Raw genomic sequence first — 14,377 nt, 5'->3', positions numbered from 1 at the left:
GGCGAAAAACGGGATGTATAATCCAATGTTGTAAATAAACCGCAACGAGCGGGAGAAGTGTCTCACCCGTTGCGGTTTTTAGCCGAAGAGAGCCAAACGTGCGCTGGCTAGGGCTAGTTATCGATACAGCTGTTAATCGCTCACTCGCCCCCAATATCTTTCCCAGTTCTTCCATACTGGCTGCAATCCGGCACGGCTGATTGCTTGGGCGACCTGTTGTGGGGAGCGGCCATCGTGCGGTTCAAACTGTTCCAGCGCCAGGGGAACGTCATCGGCATAACCACCCGGCTGTGTTTTTGAACCGGCACTCACGCTGTTGATCGCAATTGGGATCACATGATCGCGAAAGTGTGGCGATTCGCGCGTTGACAGTGACAGCTCAACATCCGGCGCAAACAGGCGAAATGCGCAAATCAACTGAACCAGTTGCGACTCGCTCATCAGTGATGCGGGTTCAATGCCACCGGCGCACGGGCGCAGACGTGGGAATGAGACAGAATAACGGCTCTGCCAATACGTTTGTTGCAAATAAAACAGATGTTCCGCCAGCATATAGCAATCGGTTCGCCAACTGTCGGATAGCCCGATTAACGCACCGAGGCCGATCTTGTCGATCCCTGCCCGGCCGAGCCGATCGGGGGTTGTCAGGCGCCAATGGAAATCTTGCTTCTGACCCCGCAGATGGTGCTGTTGGTACACCTTCGGGTGATAGGTTTCCTGATAGACCAGTACGCCATCCAAACCGACGGCCTTCAATTCGGTATAGTCCTGCTGCGACAATGGCTGAACCTCCATCATCAACGAACTAAAATGGTGCCGAATGCGCGGTAAATGGTGACGGAAGTAATCCATTCCGACCTTGGTTTGATGCTCTCCGGTAACCAACAACAGATGTTCGAAACCAAGTGCCTTAATAGCCTGGCATTCACGCTCAATCTCATCCGCATCCAACGTTTTACGCTTAATCTGGTTACTCATCGAAAAACCGCAATAAGTACAATCATTCGCACACAGGTTTGACAGATACAGCGGCACATAAAAGTTCACGATATTGCCAAACCGCTGGCGGGTTAACTGTTGTGCACGTTGTGCCAGGGGTTCAAGATAGCTCGCTGCGGCAGGAGAAATCAGCGCCATAAAATCCTCGCGCGTCGTTTTTTCACTGCGGAGTGCCCATTCCACATCTTGCGCTGTTTTGCTATTGATACGCAGTGTAATATCGTCCCAATTCAGCTGTTGCCAGCGATGACTGAAATCTTCGTTCATCACTGTACCTCGCTATCTTGGTTGAGAAAGGCAGTTAATGGACTGGAAGCGGCCGCCCAGCGCTGGCGGCTCGCCAAACCGGCCTGACGTGCCTGTTCACCGGCCTCCACTGCCAAGCGGAACGCACACGCCATCTGCACCGGATCGTGCGCTACGGCGATTGCGGTGTTGACCAGCACGGCATCGGCACCCAACTCTATTGCTTCCAACGCATGACTGGGTGCACCAATACCGGCATCCACCACCACAGGAACCGTTGACTGTTCAATAATGATTTCGATGAAATCACGCGTTCGTAGCCCTCGGTTGGTGCCGATCGGCGCACCGAGCGGCATTACAGCCGCACAACCTGCGTCTTCCAGCCGTTTGCATAAAACGGGATCGGCGCCACAGTAAGGCAACACCACAAACCCTTCTTTGACCAATATTTCTGCCGCCTTAAGCGTTTCGATCGGATCGGGCAGCAGGTATTTCACATCGGGATGAATTTCGAGTTTTACCCAGTGGGTGCCTAGTGCTTCACGCGCTAGTCGGGCGGCGAATACTGCCTCCGCAGCGGTTTTAGCCCCGGAGGTATTGGGCAACAAACGTACGCCAAGCTGTTGCAGCGGTGCCAGAATGGCGTCGTTGCCACCTTGTAGATCAACGCGTTGCATTGCCATGGTGACCAACTGCGAGCCTGAAGCCTGTAGTGCATCGAGCATCAGTGCTGGGGTGGAGAATTTACCGGTGCCGGTGAATAAGCGAGAGGTAAAGGTGGTATCGGCGATTTGCAACATATCAGCCTCCGGCAATCGCTTGAAAAAGCAGGATGTCATCACCGTCCTGCACCCAATGGTGATCCCAATCGGCACGCGGAATAATGGTGCGATTAATCGCCAGCGCAGTGCCCGGTTGATGGCGTTTAATCTGCTCCAGTAGCGCGGTGAGAGTTAAAGGCTGCGTCAGCTCCAGCGGCCGATCATTGACGCTTATCTTCATGCCTCACCTCCGCAAACGGCGCAGGCATGCGTTTTGCTCAGCTGTAAGGTATGCCAACTTTGCTGCTTACCGTCGAACAATCGCAATTTGCCGCTAAGGGAGGACGGCATACCCGCCAGCATCTTGATGGCTTCCAATGCCTGTAATGTCCCTATCACACCGACAACCGGTCCCAATACGCCAGCGGTGCGGCAGTTACGTTGTGGTTCGGTTTGCTCCGGATATAAACAGGCGTAACAACCGTGACGATAGGGGGGCTCGAGCACCAGAAGTTGACCACTGAAACCCACCGCGCTACCGCTGATTAATGGCTTGGCAGCGTGGAGGCAGGCGGTATTTACCGCGTGACGCGTTTCCATATTGTCGCTGCAATCCAGCACCAAATCACTGCGCTCAACAGCGTCCCGCAGTGCCTTTCCATCCAGACGTTGCGCCAGCACAATGCATTCAACCAGTGGATTTAGCGCCTGAAGATGATGTTGTGCCAGGCGGGCTTTCCCTTGCGAAATATCGTCGCTTCGGTAAAGGATTTGCCGCTGTAGGTTAGTGAGATGCACGGTGTCATCATCGGCTAGCAACAGTGTACCAACGCCCGCCGCCGCCAGATATAACGCGGCGGGTGAGCCCAAACCGCCAAGGCCGACGATCAGTACTCGGGCATTTTTAATGCTTTCTTGACCTTGCGGGCCGATGTCTTCCAGCAACAATTGCCGGCTGTAACGTAGGAACTCGTGATCGGACAGTGACGGGGGGTTATGCATGTCGCACCTCCTTGCCTTCGATCATCCGTAGCAGGTCGGCGGTGGCGGCTCGCCAATCCGCCGCTTTGGTGATGGCACTGACTACCGCAATGCTGCCGACGCCGGATGCCAGCACCGCAGGGACGCGATCAATGTCGATCCCACCGATTGCCACGGTGGGAAAGTCTGGCAGATCCGCGACGTGACGTTGCAGTTCTGTCAGACCTTGCGGTGCGGAGGGCATATTTTTGGTCTGCGTAGGAAAAATATGCCCCAGTGCGATGTAGGAAGGTTTCACCGCTTTGGCGCGTGCCACTTCGGCGTCATCGTGGGTTGAAATACCGAGGCGTAACCCAGCCTGTTGAATGGCGGCTAAATCCGCCGTGTCGAGATCCTCCTGCCCCAGATGCACGCCATAGGCATGATGTTTAATGGCCAGCCGCCAGTAATCATTGATAAATAACCGCGCCTGATATTTTTTTCCCAGCGCGATCGCCTCGACGATCTCGCTTTCAACCCGATCGTCGGTTAAGTCTTTAATCCGTAATTGAAGGGTGGTTACGCCTGCCGCGAGCAGACGTGCGATCCATTCAACGTTGTCGACGACCGGGTACAACCCGAGACGATGCGGCGTAGCAGGGAAAGGCATCGCGATATCAGCCATTTTGCTCCTCCTGCCAGGCCGTTGCGCTGTGGTAGAGCTCACTGCCGCGAGAGCGAAATTCAGCAGACATTTTTTCCATGCCGGATAATACCTCGATCGGCTTGGCGGCTTCCTGCGCGGCGGCATAGTCGCGTACTTCCTGTGAAATCTTCATTGAGCAGAATTTGGGGCCGCACATTGAACAGAAATGGGCGATTTTCCCGGACTCTTGCGGCAGCGTTTCATCGTGATAGGCGCGAGCAGTGGCGGGATCTAACGCCAGATTGAACTGATCTTCCCAACGGAATTCGAAGCGTGCCTTGGACATGGCATTATCACGGATTTGCGCCCCCGGATGGCCTTTGGCCAGATCGGCCGCGTGAGCGGCGATCTTGTAGGTAATCAGCCCTTGCTTCACATCTTCTTTATTGGGAAGGCCAAGATGCTCTTTGGGAGTGACATAGCACAGCATGGCACAGCCAAACCAGCCGATCATTGCGGCACCAATGCCGGAAGTGAAATGGTCATAACCCGGAGCGATATCGGTGGTCAAGGGGCCCAGCGTGTAGAAAGGGGCTTCATGACAATGCTCCAGTTCTTCGGTCATATTGCGGCGAATCATCTGCATGGGGACATGCCCAGGGCCTTCGATCATCACCTGTACGTCATATTCCCAGGCAATTTTGGTGAGTTCGCCGAGCGTATGCAGCTCTGCGAACTGGGCGGCATCGTTGGCATCCTGAATGGAACCGGGGCGTAGGCCATCCCCGAGAGAGAGCGATACATCATAGGCGGCGCAAATTTCGCAGATTTCGCGGAAGTGCTGGTAGAGAAAATTTTCTTTATGATGCGATAAGCACCATTTGGCCATGATCGAACCGCCGCGAGAAACAATGCCTGTCAGACGTTTGGCCGTCATGGGGACATAGCGCAGTAACACGCCCGCGTGGATAGTAAAATAATCCACCCCTTGTTCCGCTTGTTCGAGCAGGGTGTCGCGGAACATTTCCCAAGTCAGATTTTCCGCTACGCCGTTAACCTTCTCCAACGCTTGATAGATCGGCACGGTGCCGATGGGGACTGGGCTATTACGTAGGATCCATTCCCGTGTTTCATGGATATAGCGCCCGGTGGAAAGATCCATCACGGTATCTGCTCCCCAGCGCGTCGACCACACCAGCTTTTCGACTTCTTCTTCAATGGACGAGGTTACCGCCGAATTGCCGATGTTGGCGTTAACTTTGACCAAAAAATTACGGCCGATAATCATCGGTTCGGATTCGGGGTGATTAATATTAGCGGGAATAATGGCACGACCTGCGGCCACTTCTTGACGGACGAAGTCTGGCGTGATGTTGTCTGGCAAATTGGCGCCCCAGCTTTGACCAGGATGCTGTTGGCGTAGCACCTCGCCACGTATGCGTTCACGGCCCATATTTTCGCGCAGGGCAATAAACTCCATTTCAGGCGTGATAACGCCCGCACGTGCGTAGTGCAACTGGGTGACGCAGCGACCCGGCAGCGCCTTACGTGGCTGCGGTAAGTGCTCGAAGCGGAGGTGATCCAACCCTTCGTCAGCTAAACGCTGCTGGGTAAAGCCGGAGCTTACCCCGCGCAGTGTTTCGGTATCATTGCGTTCGCTAATCCAGCCCGCTCGCAATTTATGCAGACCGCGATGGACGTCGAGTGAGGCTTGCGGATCGCCGTAGGGCCCGGCGGTGTCATAAACTGGAATCGCTTCGTTTTGTTCGTATTGAGGATGGTCTTTGCTGCCGCCGATGAGTGTCGGACTGAGCTGAATCTCGCGCATGGGCACCCGTAAGTCTGGGCGCGAACCTTCAAGATAAATTCTACGCGAATTGGGGAAGGCAACGCCTTGCAGGTTATCGATAAACTGTTGGGCTTGTTCACGCTGTTCTTTGCGAGGACGGGTTTTGTTCACATTAGACATAGCAAATTCCTACCAGTGTGGTGATGAGTGGAAAATTGCTTGTCTGGAGTTCGGAGGGAGTAACGATGTTAGCCGATCGGCAGAGGGATTTCTAAGGTTGGAAATCTACCGGTGGCGATTGATTACTCTTGTTCCCTTCGCGGGTCTTAACCCGATCAGGTTCCGCGGATCCCGAATTAACGGTCTCAGCCTGGTCGACTTTGATAAAAAGCGCGACGCTAGGCACTCCGACAAGAGCCCTCAGTATAAAAGGGCGTTGTTATTAGCTGCAAGGGAAAACTATTGGGTTGCGTTGTCCGGTGCCGTTTCTTGGTGATTCTGCTCCCAGCTTTCTGCAGCCAATAGAATGAGTCGATCTTCCAGTGCAAACCGGGCGGCCAGTACTTCACCGATCTCTGAGAGCGAGTGATGGAATGCTAAGCATAGATCTTGGTCGATCTCCGTATCGGCGTAACGATCGTGGAACGCCATCACCTGCTCGGTATTGATCCATAATTTGGGATAAATCTGCGTAGCCAGCGCCATTTTTGGGCTGCCCACACCTTCCACTCGTTTGATAATTCTGTCATAGATATGAAAATGCCCTGCGGAGAGATAATCCACCAAATTATGGCAAAAGTTCTCCAGCGCTTTTTCATTCAACGGCGTATGCTTTTCTTTGTTCGGTTTGATCCCTACGAGAGTGCAGTAAGCGACCAGTAATTGTTTGCGCGCTTCAAGCCATTGATCAACTAATTCATTACTACCACCAACGCGCTGAGTCAGGCTTTCCAAACGGTTGAGCATGATTGACTCCGTAAGTAAGAAAAAGTAACGGTAAGTTATAAAATTGTAACAAAATCGATTTCTAGAGTGCCAGTGAAGTGGAGGTTGTGCAACAACGATATGGAACTTGTATTAACGGGTAATGAGAATGGCTGGTGGATAGTCAGTCATGACAGCAAACTGTGGTTACCAAACGGTGAATTGCCGTTAGGGTCTGCCGACAAGATGGGCTTACGCGGCTGCCGCGCGAGCCAGATCGGTGAATGGGGGGGCGAGGCCGTGTGGCTGGTGCGTCAGTCAATGCCGAAAGACATGGGCTCAGTACGGCAATTGCTCAATCTCGATCGCGCTTTATTTCAGCTCGCCGGGCGTGGCGTGCAACTGGCTAATTTCTACCGTTCACATAAATTTTGTGGCTACTGCGGCCATGAAATGCACCTGAGCCGCAGCGAAAGTGCCAGCCTGTGTGGAAACTGTCGTGAGCGTTACTATCCGCAAATTGCCCCCTGTGTGATTGTTGCGATTCGCCGTGATGATGAAATTCTGCTGGCGCAACATGTTCGCCATCGTGGCGGTGTTCATACCGTGTTAGCCGGTTTTGTTGAAGTGGGGGAAACGTTGGAGCAGGCAGTTGCGCGGGAAGTGATGGAAGAAAGTCAGCTACAGATAAGAAATTTGCGTTATGTAACCTCACAACCGTGGCCGTTTCCGCACTCCTTAATGATGGCGTTTATGGCCGATTATCACAGTGGTGAGCTGTGCCCGGATCCGAAAGAATTACTGCATGCGGGGTGGTATCGCTATGACCGATTACCGTTGTTGCCGCCTCCAGGCACCGTGGCTCGGCGTCTGATCGAGGACACTGTGATTTTATGCCGCGAGGCCTAACTTGGATTTCTATGATGCTTGATGCTGCGTGGGTGCGTCTTATCGGCTCGTTGGCCTATGCTTGAGGCACGCCCCGTTGGAGACGCGCCGGCCACCTTGATGCATCTTCAATTATTTTGGGTATACAATAGCGGCAGATGATTAAGGGAGCCCGATAAATGAATGAGTTGAAGAACGATCGATACCTGCGTGCGCTGATGCGTCAGCCGGTGGATGTTACCCCCGTATGGATGATGCGCCAGGCCGGTCGTTATTTACCGGAGTATAAGGCAACGCGTGCTCAGGCCGGTGATTTTATGTCGCTGTGCAAAAATGCCGAGCTAGCCTGTGAAGTGACGTTGCAGCCATTGCGACGTTATGCTTTGGATGCTGCCATTCTTTTCTCCGACATTCTGACGATTCCCGATGCAATGGGATTGGGGCTTTACTTTGAAACCGGCGAAGGTCCGCGTTTCTCCTCGCCGATCGCCTGCCGTGCCGACGTAGAAAAACTCCCGTTGTTCGATCCGGAAGTGGAGTTAGGCTACGTGATGAATGCGGTACGTACTATTCGCCGCGAACTGAAAGGCCAGGTGCCGCTGATTGGTTTTTCCGGCAGTCCGTGGACGTTGGCGACTTACATGGTTGAAGGCGGTAGCAGCAAGGCGTTCACTAAACTGAAAAAGATGATGTATGCCGAGCCGCAAACGCTGCATTTGCTATTGGATAAGTTGGCAGACAGCGTCATTCTGTATCTTAATGCGCAGATCAAGGCCGGGGCTCAGTCGGTGATGATATTTGATACCTGGGGAGGCGTGCTGACGGGGCGTGATTACCGCGAGTTTTCACTTAACTATATGCATAAAATCGTCGATGGGCTGCTGCGTGAAAACGACGGCCGCCGGGTGCCGGTCACGTTGTTTACCAAAGGTGGCGGCCAATGGCTGGAGGCGATGGCAGCGACGGGATGTGATGCACTTGGTCTGGATTGGACGACCGATATGGCTGATGCACGCCGTCGCGTTGGTGACAAAGTTGCGCTGCAAGGCAATATGGATCCTTCAATGCTTTATGCTTCTCCACAACGTATTGAGCAGGAAGTGGAAACGATTCTGGCCGGGTTTGGTCACGGTGAAGGCCATGTCTTTAATCTGGGCCACGGCATCCATCAAGACGTTCCGCCAGAAAATGCCGGTGCCTTTGTTGCCGCCGTACATGCGCAATCGGCTAAATATCATCGCTAAACACATGGATAAGGAGACGTGGTGATCGATACTCAGGGTTTACGTGTTGAGCAACAGCAGCGCGCTTCAGACGTTATCCGCCACGATGATCTCCTTATTGACCCGCCCGCCTTTATCGCTGGTTGTGACGTTGGTTTCGAGCAGGAGGGTGCAGTGACGCGCGCAGCTATCGCGATTCTGCGCTACCCTTCGCTGGAATTGGTGGAATATCAAATTGCTCGTGTGCCAACCATCATGCCTTATATTCCAGGTTTTTTATCATTCCGCGAATATCCGGCGCTGCTGGCGGCGTGGCAGCAATTGCGCCAAAAACCCGATCTGATCTTGGTTGACGGTCATGGCATTTCGCATCCTCGTCGTTTAGGTATTGCCAGCCACTTTGGCCTGTTGGTGGATGTTCCCACCATTGGCGTGGCGAAAAAGCGCCTGTGCGGCAAGTTTGAGCCGCTCGACGAAGCGAATGGAGCGCAAACGCCCTTGTTTGATAAGGGAGAACAGCTTGGATGGGTATGGCGTAGCAAAGCGCGCTGTAATCCGCTGTTTATCGCCACCGGCCACCGCGTTAGCACCGACAGCGCATTAGCGTGGGTAAAACGCTGCATGGCGGGCTACCGTTTGCCAGAACCGACGCGTTGGGCTGATGCTATCGCCTCGCGGCGTCCGGCTTTTCAACGTTGGCTGGTCACGCATCCAGAAATGTCACGATGACGGTTTTTCCGTCCAAGATACCTCAGGAGCGTTCACAGCGATGCCGCTTGAAGTATGATGGGTATAGGTTAAACTGCGCCGCAGATAACGTCAGTGAGACAAAATAATGCTCCGTAATCCAATTCATTTACGTCTGGAAAAGCTTGAAAGCTGGCAACATTTGACCTTTATGGCTAGTCTGTGCGAGCGTATGTATCCGAATTACCAGATGTTCTGTCTGCAAACTGAGTTTGGTGAACCGGCAATTTATCGCAGTATTCTGGATTTGGTGTGGGAAACGCTGGTCGTAAAAGACGCTAAGGTCAATTTCGACAGCCAGCTCGAGAAGTTGGAAGAGGCGATTCCTTCGGCAGAAGAGTACGATCTTTATGGTGTTTACCCAGCGATCGATGCCTGTATCGCATTAGGGGAACTGATCCATTCGCGGCTCAGCGGGGAGACGCTAGAGCACGCCATTGCCATTAGCGAAACGTCTATTCGTACCGTGGCGATGTTGGAAATGACCCAAGCCGGGAAAGAAATGACCGATGAAGAGCTGAAAATTCTGCCGGCAGTTGAGGAAGAATGGGACATTCAATGGGAGATTTTCCGGCTGTTGGCTGCCTGCGAGGAGCGTGACCTAGACCTGATCAAAGGGCTGCGTTCTGACCTGCGCGAGGCTGGCGTAAGTAATATCGGGATAAATTTAACGCAATAAGGCAAGAAAACGTGATTTAACGCCTGATTTGTCATGCCTTAAGGCTTCACATCCGCACCCTGTCTGGTCTACATTTGGGGGGCGAAAAAAAAGTGGCTATCGGTGCGTGTATGCAGGAGAGTGCTGTCAATCGGCATATCCGTCGCACTCGATGCTTTGCAAACGATAAACACACTGTAAGGATAACTTATGAACAAGACTCAACTGATTGATGTAATCGCGGACAAGGCTGACCTTTCCAAAGCACAAGCTAAACTGGCTCTGGAGTCTACCTTGGCAGCGATTACTGAGTCTCTGAAAGAAGGTGATGCAGTACAATTGGTTGGTTTCGGTACTTTCAAAGTAAACCATCGTGCAGAGCGCACTGGCCGCAACCCACAAACCGGTAAAGAAATCAAAATCGCAGCCGCTAACGTACCTGCGTTCGTTTCTGGTAAAGCACTGAAAGACGCCGTTAAGTAAGACCGCATTTCGGTGAAAAGAGTAAACAGGGGGCCTTTGAAGCCCCTTTTGTTTATCCGCCAGGCGCTTATTGCGAGTGGCATTGCCATTAGCCTAAGCGCCTGCAGTTGGAACAAAGCGCCTCCAGCCTTCTCTGCCAGCGGTTATGTGGCCGATCAGGGAGTGGTTAGGATATGGCGTCAAGATGACGATCGGCAGCGTCCACGGGTGCTGATGGCCGTATACAGCCCCTATCGCGGTGCGGGTACCACCATGACACACTATGAATATCAGAATGGTGTGCTATGGCAGATCAAACGTACCTCTATCGATAGCGATAAAGATGCCATTCAACTGCGTTTTGCCGACGATGGCAGCGTGAGTTTTATGCAGCGCCAATTGGCAACGCGCCGTGAACAATTATCTGCTGATGATATTGCGCGCTATAGCTATCAGGCGCGTCGTGTGCTGGCGTTAAGCGATGCCTTGCGTGTTGGCAAGGTGCAATTGCTACAGGGGCGTTGGCAACAGGGAATGGTGCAAACCTGCGCAGGAAAACGGATTAATCCAGGGCTGAACCGTTCGTCCATCGCTTGGATAGAACGACGAGAGAAAAACAGCCGTGGGCCACTGAGTATTGCCTGGTTAGATGCGCCGGAAGGGCGTGAGTTGTTATTGGTCGCGAACGAAGACTTTTGCCACTGGGAGCCGAAAGAGGGTTCGTTGTAGGCTAAGAGTAGGGCAGTAGGACGCAGCAGACTACGTCCTACAGATGTGCGGTTACTTACCGCGCGCAATCGCGCGATAACCGATATCCTTACGGCAGAAACTATCCTGCCACTGAATACCTTCCGCAAGTTGATAAGCACGTTGCTGCGCTTGGGCAACGGTCTCACCTAGTGCTGTTACACACAATACGCGCCCGCCGCTGGTAACAACGTCATTGCCTTCGAGATGCGTTCCCGCGTGGAACACTTTGCCATCGGCGCTTTCCTGCTGTGGTAGACCGTGAATGATATCGCCAGTACGGTATTCGGCAGGATAGCCACCGGCAGCCAGCACCACACCCAACGCTGGACGGTTATCCCATTCAGAGATTTTCTTATCCAGGTTGCCTTCGGCACCTGCCAGGCACAGCTCAACCAAATCGGAACGTAGGCGCATCATGATCGGTTGTGTTTCCGGATCGCCAAAGCGGCAATTAAATTCAATCACCTTCGGCTGACCATCGGCAGAAATCATTAGGCCTGCATATAGGAAGCCGATGTAAGTATGACCTTCTTCTGCCATGCCGCGCACTGTCGGCCAGATAACCTGATCCATAATGCGCTGGTGAATGTCATCGGTTACCACCGGTGCCGGTGAGTAAGCGCCCATGCCGCCGGTATTGGGGCCACTGTCACCGTCGCCGACACGTTTGTGATCTTGGCTGGTGGCCATTGGCACGACATTTGTGCCATCAACCATGACGATGAAACTGGCTTCCTCACCCTCAAGGAATTCTTCGACGACAATGCGGTGGCCTGCATCGCCAAAGGCATTACCTGCCAGCATGTCCTGAACGGCTTCTTCGGCTTCCTGCAATGTCATGGCGACAATCACGCCTTTACCTGCTGCCAAGCCATCCGCTTTAATGACGATAGGTGCACCTTTACTGCGCACGTAAGCCAGCGCTGCTTCCACGTCGGTAAAGTTTTGGTACTCCGCGCTTGGGATAGCGTGTCGTGCCAGAAAATCTTTGGTGAATGCTTTGGAACCTTCTAACTGTGCTGCAGCTTGTGAAGGGCCGAAAATTTTCAAACCAGCGGCCTGGAATGCATCTACCACGCCAATCACGAGCGGCGCTTCGGGGCCAACAATGGTCAGATCGATATTGTGGCTTTGCGCAAAAGCGAGCAATCCTGGAATATCAGTGGCGGAAATCGCCACGTTTTCCAAGTTACTTTCCAATGCGGTGCCGGCATTGCCTGGTGCAACATACACGTTATCAGCCAGCGGTGACTGTGCGGCTTTCCAGGCTAGCGCATGTTCACGCCCACCGTTACCGATAATTAAAATATTCATCAGGTGCTCCACAAACGGCGTGCGCATTTATGCGCACGCAAACAAAAAGGAATCAGTGGCGGAAGTGACGCATGTCAGTGAAGATCATCGCAATACCGTGTTCATTAGCTGCGGCGATCACTTCGTCGTCACGAATAGAGCCGCCAGGCTGAATGACGCAGGTAATGCCTACGGCTGCTGCTGCGTCGATACCGTCACGGAATGGGAAGAAAGCGTCTGACGCCATGGCCGAACCTTTTACTTCTAGCCCTTCATCTGCGGCTTTAATACCGGCGATTTTCGCCGAATATACGCGGCTCATCTGACCTGCGCCGATGCCGATAGTCATATTATCGCGCGCATAAACGATAGCGTTGGATTTAACAAACTTCGCTACCTTCCAGCAAAACAGTGCGTCCTGAAGTTCTTGTTCTGTGGGTTGTCGTTCGGTAACGACACGCAAATCGCCTTCGGTCACCATTCCTAGATCGCGATCCTGGACCAATAATCCCCCATTTACGCGCTTGAAATCGAGCCCGGCGACACGCTGTTGCCATTGTCCACAAGCTAACACCCGTACATTTTGTTTGGCTGCGACCAAGGTTCGAGCTTCTTCGCTGATGCCTGGTGCGATAATCACCTCGACGAATTGACGGCTGATGATGGCTTGGGCGGTTGCTGCGTCCAGTTCTCGGTTAAAGGCAATGATGCCCCCGAATGCTGAGGTTGGATCGGTTTTGTAAGCGCGCTCATACGCCGCCAGAATATCCTCACCGATCGCCACACCGCACGGGTTGGCATGTTTGACGATAACGCAGGCCGGCTGGTCGAATTCCTTTACGCATTCCAGTGCAGCATCGGTATCAGCGATATTGTTATAGGACAGCGCCTTGCCCTGCAATTGCGTTGCGGTTGCCACGGAAGATTCCTGCACATTCTCTTCTATATAGAAGGCTGCTTGCTGGTGGCTGTTTTCGCCGTAACGCATATCCTGCTTTTTCACGTAGTTCAGATTCAACGTACGTGGGAAACGGCCGGCCGGCTGCCCGGTATCACCGTGATAAGCCGGTACTTGCGTACCAAAATAGTTGGCGATCATGCTGTCGTAAGAAGCGGTATGCTCAAAGGCCTTGATGGCCAGATCAAAACGGGTAGCGAACAGCAGCGAGCCAGCGTTGTTATCCATCTCGGTAATAATAGAAGCGTAGTCACTGCTCTTGACCACAATGGCAACATCTTTGTGGTTCTTGGCTGCCGAACGCACCATGGTTGGGCCGCCGATATCAATGTTTTCCACCGCATCTTCCAGTGAGCAATCTGGTCGCGCTACGGTTTCAGCAAACGGATAAAGATTAACGACGACCATGTCGATAGGTTGGATGGCGTGTTGACCCATGATGTCATCGTCCTGACCGCGACGGCCTAGAATGCCGCCGTGTACTTTAGGGTGCAGGGTCTTGACTCGTCCGTCCATCATTTCCGGGAAGCCGGTGTAGTCGGAAACTTCGGTAACAGTCAGCCCAGCATCAGCGAGCAAACGTGCGGTGCCACCGGTGGAGAGGAGTTCAACACCACGGCTGGAGAGCGCGCTGGCGAATTCAACGATACCGGCTTTGTCAGAAACGCTGAGCAGCGCCCGGCGAATTGGACGAGGTTGTTGCATGGTTTTATCCCTTGGCTTTTTAGTCGCAGTAGTAAGAGCGTTACGTGAATCTCGACCTTTTAAGTCTTTATAGAGAGAAAGACAGGAGCAGATTCAGATAGCGCCCCTGGAAAGGGGACCGTTTCATCGTCGAGAATTGTAGCGAAAACGTTTGCGTGACGCTCGTGAATTTTCCGCCCAAATGCGTTCTGTGGATAAGTTTGTGCAAAACAAGGTATAAAGCCGGGTTTTGCTGTGGAATGCAGCAAACGAACGTTTTTGTTGAAAATACCTGTTGCGGCTTACTGAGAACTCCCTATAATGCGCCTCCATCGACACGGCGCAAGTGATTCACTTCACAAAGCGGCCGGGAAGAAAGAGAAAAAATC

At 53.0% G+C, this 14,377-nt stretch carries 15 protein-coding genes and 1 riboswitch; of the genes, 6 read left to right on the top strand and 9 right to left on the bottom strand.

Going from position 1 to position 14,377, the window contains the following annotated elements; all coding sequences use genetic code 11:
- Positions 1–132: 132 nt before the first annotated feature.
- The 7 genes from thiH to rsd form a co-directional block, all read right to left on the bottom strand.
- Positions 133–1,266: a 2-iminoacetate synthase ThiH gene (thiH, locus tag ACQKDS_RS18945; protein WP_399673609.1), complete on the bottom strand. Its 1,134-nt coding sequence runs from the start codon at positions 1,264–1,266 to the stop codon at positions 133–135.
- Positions 1,266–2,045, bottom strand: a complete 780-nt coding sequence (locus ACQKDS_RS18940) for a thiazole synthase (protein ID WP_399673611.1) — start codon at positions 2,043–2,045, stop codon at positions 1,266–1,268. Before ACQKDS_RS18940 ends, thiH begins: the two co-directional genes overlap by 1 nt.
- A 1-nt stretch (position 2,046) precedes the next feature.
- Positions 2,047–2,247: a sulfur carrier protein ThiS gene (gene thiS / locus ACQKDS_RS18935; RefSeq protein ID WP_399673613.1), complete on the bottom strand. Its 201-nt coding sequence runs from the start codon at positions 2,245–2,247 to the stop codon at positions 2,047–2,049.
- Positions 2,244–3,008, bottom strand: coding sequence for a HesA/MoeB/ThiF family protein (locus tag ACQKDS_RS18930; protein WP_399673615.1), 765 nt, complete (start codon positions 3,006–3,008; stop codon positions 2,244–2,246). Before ACQKDS_RS18930 ends, thiS begins: the two co-directional genes overlap by 4 nt.
- Entirely contained in the window at positions 3,001–3,651 is a 651-nt protein-coding gene (thiE, locus tag ACQKDS_RS18925; protein ID WP_399673617.1) for a thiamine phosphate synthase, read from the bottom strand. Before thiE ends, ACQKDS_RS18930 begins: the two co-directional genes overlap by 8 nt.
- Positions 3,644–5,581, bottom strand: a complete 1,938-nt coding sequence (thiC, locus tag ACQKDS_RS18920) for a phosphomethylpyrimidine synthase ThiC (protein ID WP_399673619.1) — start codon at positions 5,579–5,581, stop codon at positions 3,644–3,646. Before thiC ends, thiE begins: the two co-directional genes overlap by 8 nt.
- 115 nt (positions 5,582–5,696) lie before the next feature.
- Positions 5,697–5,821, bottom strand: a riboswitch (TPP riboswitch).
- 39 nt (positions 5,822–5,860) lie between these two features.
- Positions 5,861–6,367: a sigma D regulator gene (rsd, locus tag ACQKDS_RS18915; RefSeq protein WP_399673621.1), complete on the bottom strand. Its 507-nt coding sequence runs from the start codon at positions 6,365–6,367 to the stop codon at positions 5,861–5,863.
- Between the two features lie 99 nt (positions 6,368–6,466).
- Between rsd and nudC the strand changes: the two genes are divergently transcribed.
- The 6 genes from nudC to ACQKDS_RS18885 all read left to right on the top strand — a co-directional run bounded on the left by nudC (position 6,467) and on the right by ACQKDS_RS18885 (position 11,032).
- Complete coding sequence (gene nudC, locus ACQKDS_RS18910; protein WP_399673623.1) at positions 6,467–7,234, top strand: NAD(+) diphosphatase; 768 nt, start codon at positions 6,467–6,469, stop codon at positions 7,232–7,234.
- Positions 7,235–7,392: 158 nt separating this feature from the next.
- Entirely contained in the window at positions 7,393–8,457 is a 1,065-nt protein-coding gene (gene hemE, locus ACQKDS_RS18905) for a uroporphyrinogen decarboxylase (RefSeq protein ID WP_399673625.1), read from the top strand.
- Between the two features lie 21 nt (positions 8,458–8,478).
- Positions 8,479–9,165, top strand: coding sequence for a deoxyribonuclease V (nfi, locus tag ACQKDS_RS18900; protein WP_399673627.1), 687 nt, complete (start codon positions 8,479–8,481; stop codon positions 9,163–9,165).
- Positions 9,166–9,271: 106 nt separating this feature from the next.
- A complete protein-coding gene (locus ACQKDS_RS18895; protein WP_399673629.1) occupies positions 9,272–9,862 on the top strand; it encodes a YjaG family protein in 591 nt (196 codons plus the stop codon).
- Between the two features lie 189 nt (positions 9,863–10,051).
- A complete protein-coding gene (gene hupA, locus ACQKDS_RS18890) occupies positions 10,052–10,324 on the top strand; it encodes a nucleoid-associated protein HU-alpha (RefSeq protein ID WP_004957785.1) in 273 nt (90 codons plus the stop codon).
- A gap of 54 nt (positions 10,325–10,378) precedes the next feature.
- A complete protein-coding gene (locus ACQKDS_RS18885) occupies positions 10,379–11,032 on the top strand; it encodes a DUF1481 domain-containing protein (protein WP_399673633.1) in 654 nt (217 codons plus the stop codon).
- 51 nt (positions 11,033–11,083) lie between these two features.
- Here ACQKDS_RS18885 and purD read toward each other — a convergent pair whose 3' ends face one another.
- On the bottom strand, positions 11,084–12,367 hold the full coding sequence (gene purD / locus ACQKDS_RS18880) for a phosphoribosylamine--glycine ligase (protein WP_399673631.1): 1,284 nt from the start codon (positions 12,365–12,367) through the stop codon (positions 11,084–11,086).
- A gap of 52 nt (positions 12,368–12,419) precedes the next feature.
- Positions 12,420–14,009, bottom strand: coding sequence for a bifunctional phosphoribosylaminoimidazolecarboxamide formyltransferase/IMP cyclohydrolase (purH, locus tag ACQKDS_RS18875; protein WP_399673632.1), 1,590 nt, complete (start codon positions 14,007–14,009; stop codon positions 12,420–12,422).
- Between the last annotated feature and the right edge of the window lie 368 nt (positions 14,010–14,377).

This window comes from Serratia sp. NPDC078593, from assembly GCF_050268245.1.
Taxonomy (GTDB): Bacteria; Pseudomonadota; Gammaproteobacteria; order Enterobacterales; family Enterobacteriaceae; genus JBNNGK01.
The sequence above is the reverse complement of the archived record's forward strand: the minus strand, read 5'-3'. Positions and strand labels throughout refer to the sequence as shown.

Coding starts and splice junctions, on each gene's coding strand:
- purH (WP_399673632.1), bottom strand. CDS start 14,009: ATGCAACAACCTCGTCCAATTCGCCGGGCGCTGCTCAGCGTTTCTGAC.
- hupA (WP_004957785.1), top strand. CDS start 10,052: ATGAACAAGACTCAACTGATTGATGTAATCGCGGACAAGGCTGACCTT.
- thiC (WP_399673619.1), bottom strand. CDS start 5,581: ATGTCTAATGTGAACAAAACCCGTCCTCGCAAAGAACAGCGTGAACAA.
- ACQKDS_RS18895 (WP_399673629.1), top strand. CDS start 9,272: ATGCTCCGTAATCCAATTCATTTACGTCTGGAAAAGCTTGAAAGCTGG.
- thiS (WP_399673613.1), bottom strand. CDS start 2,247: ATGAAGATAAGCGTCAATGATCGGCCGCTGGAGCTGACGCAGCCTTTA.
- purD (WP_399673631.1), bottom strand. CDS start 12,367: ATGAATATTTTAATTATCGGTAACGGTGGGCGTGAACATGCGCTAGCC.
- rsd (WP_399673621.1), bottom strand. CDS start 6,367: ATGCTCAACCGTTTGGAAAGCCTGACTCAGCGCGTTGGTGGTAGTAAT.
- hemE (WP_399673625.1), top strand. CDS start 7,393: ATGAATGAGTTGAAGAACGATCGATACCTGCGTGCGCTGATGCGTCAG.
- thiE (WP_399673617.1), bottom strand. CDS start 3,651: ATGGCTGATATCGCGATGCCTTTCCCTGCTACGCCGCATCGTCTCGGG.
- ACQKDS_RS18930 (WP_399673615.1), bottom strand. CDS start 3,008: ATGCATAACCCCCCGTCACTGTCCGATCACGAGTTCCTACGTTACAGC.
- thiH (WP_399673609.1), bottom strand. CDS start 1,266: ATGAACGAAGATTTCAGTCATCGCTGGCAACAGCTGAATTGGGACGAT.
- ACQKDS_RS18940 (WP_399673611.1), bottom strand. CDS start 2,045: ATGTTGCAAATCGCCGATACCACCTTTACCTCTCGCTTATTCACCGGC.
- nudC (WP_399673623.1), top strand. CDS start 6,467: ATGGAACTTGTATTAACGGGTAATGAGAATGGCTGGTGGATAGTCAGT.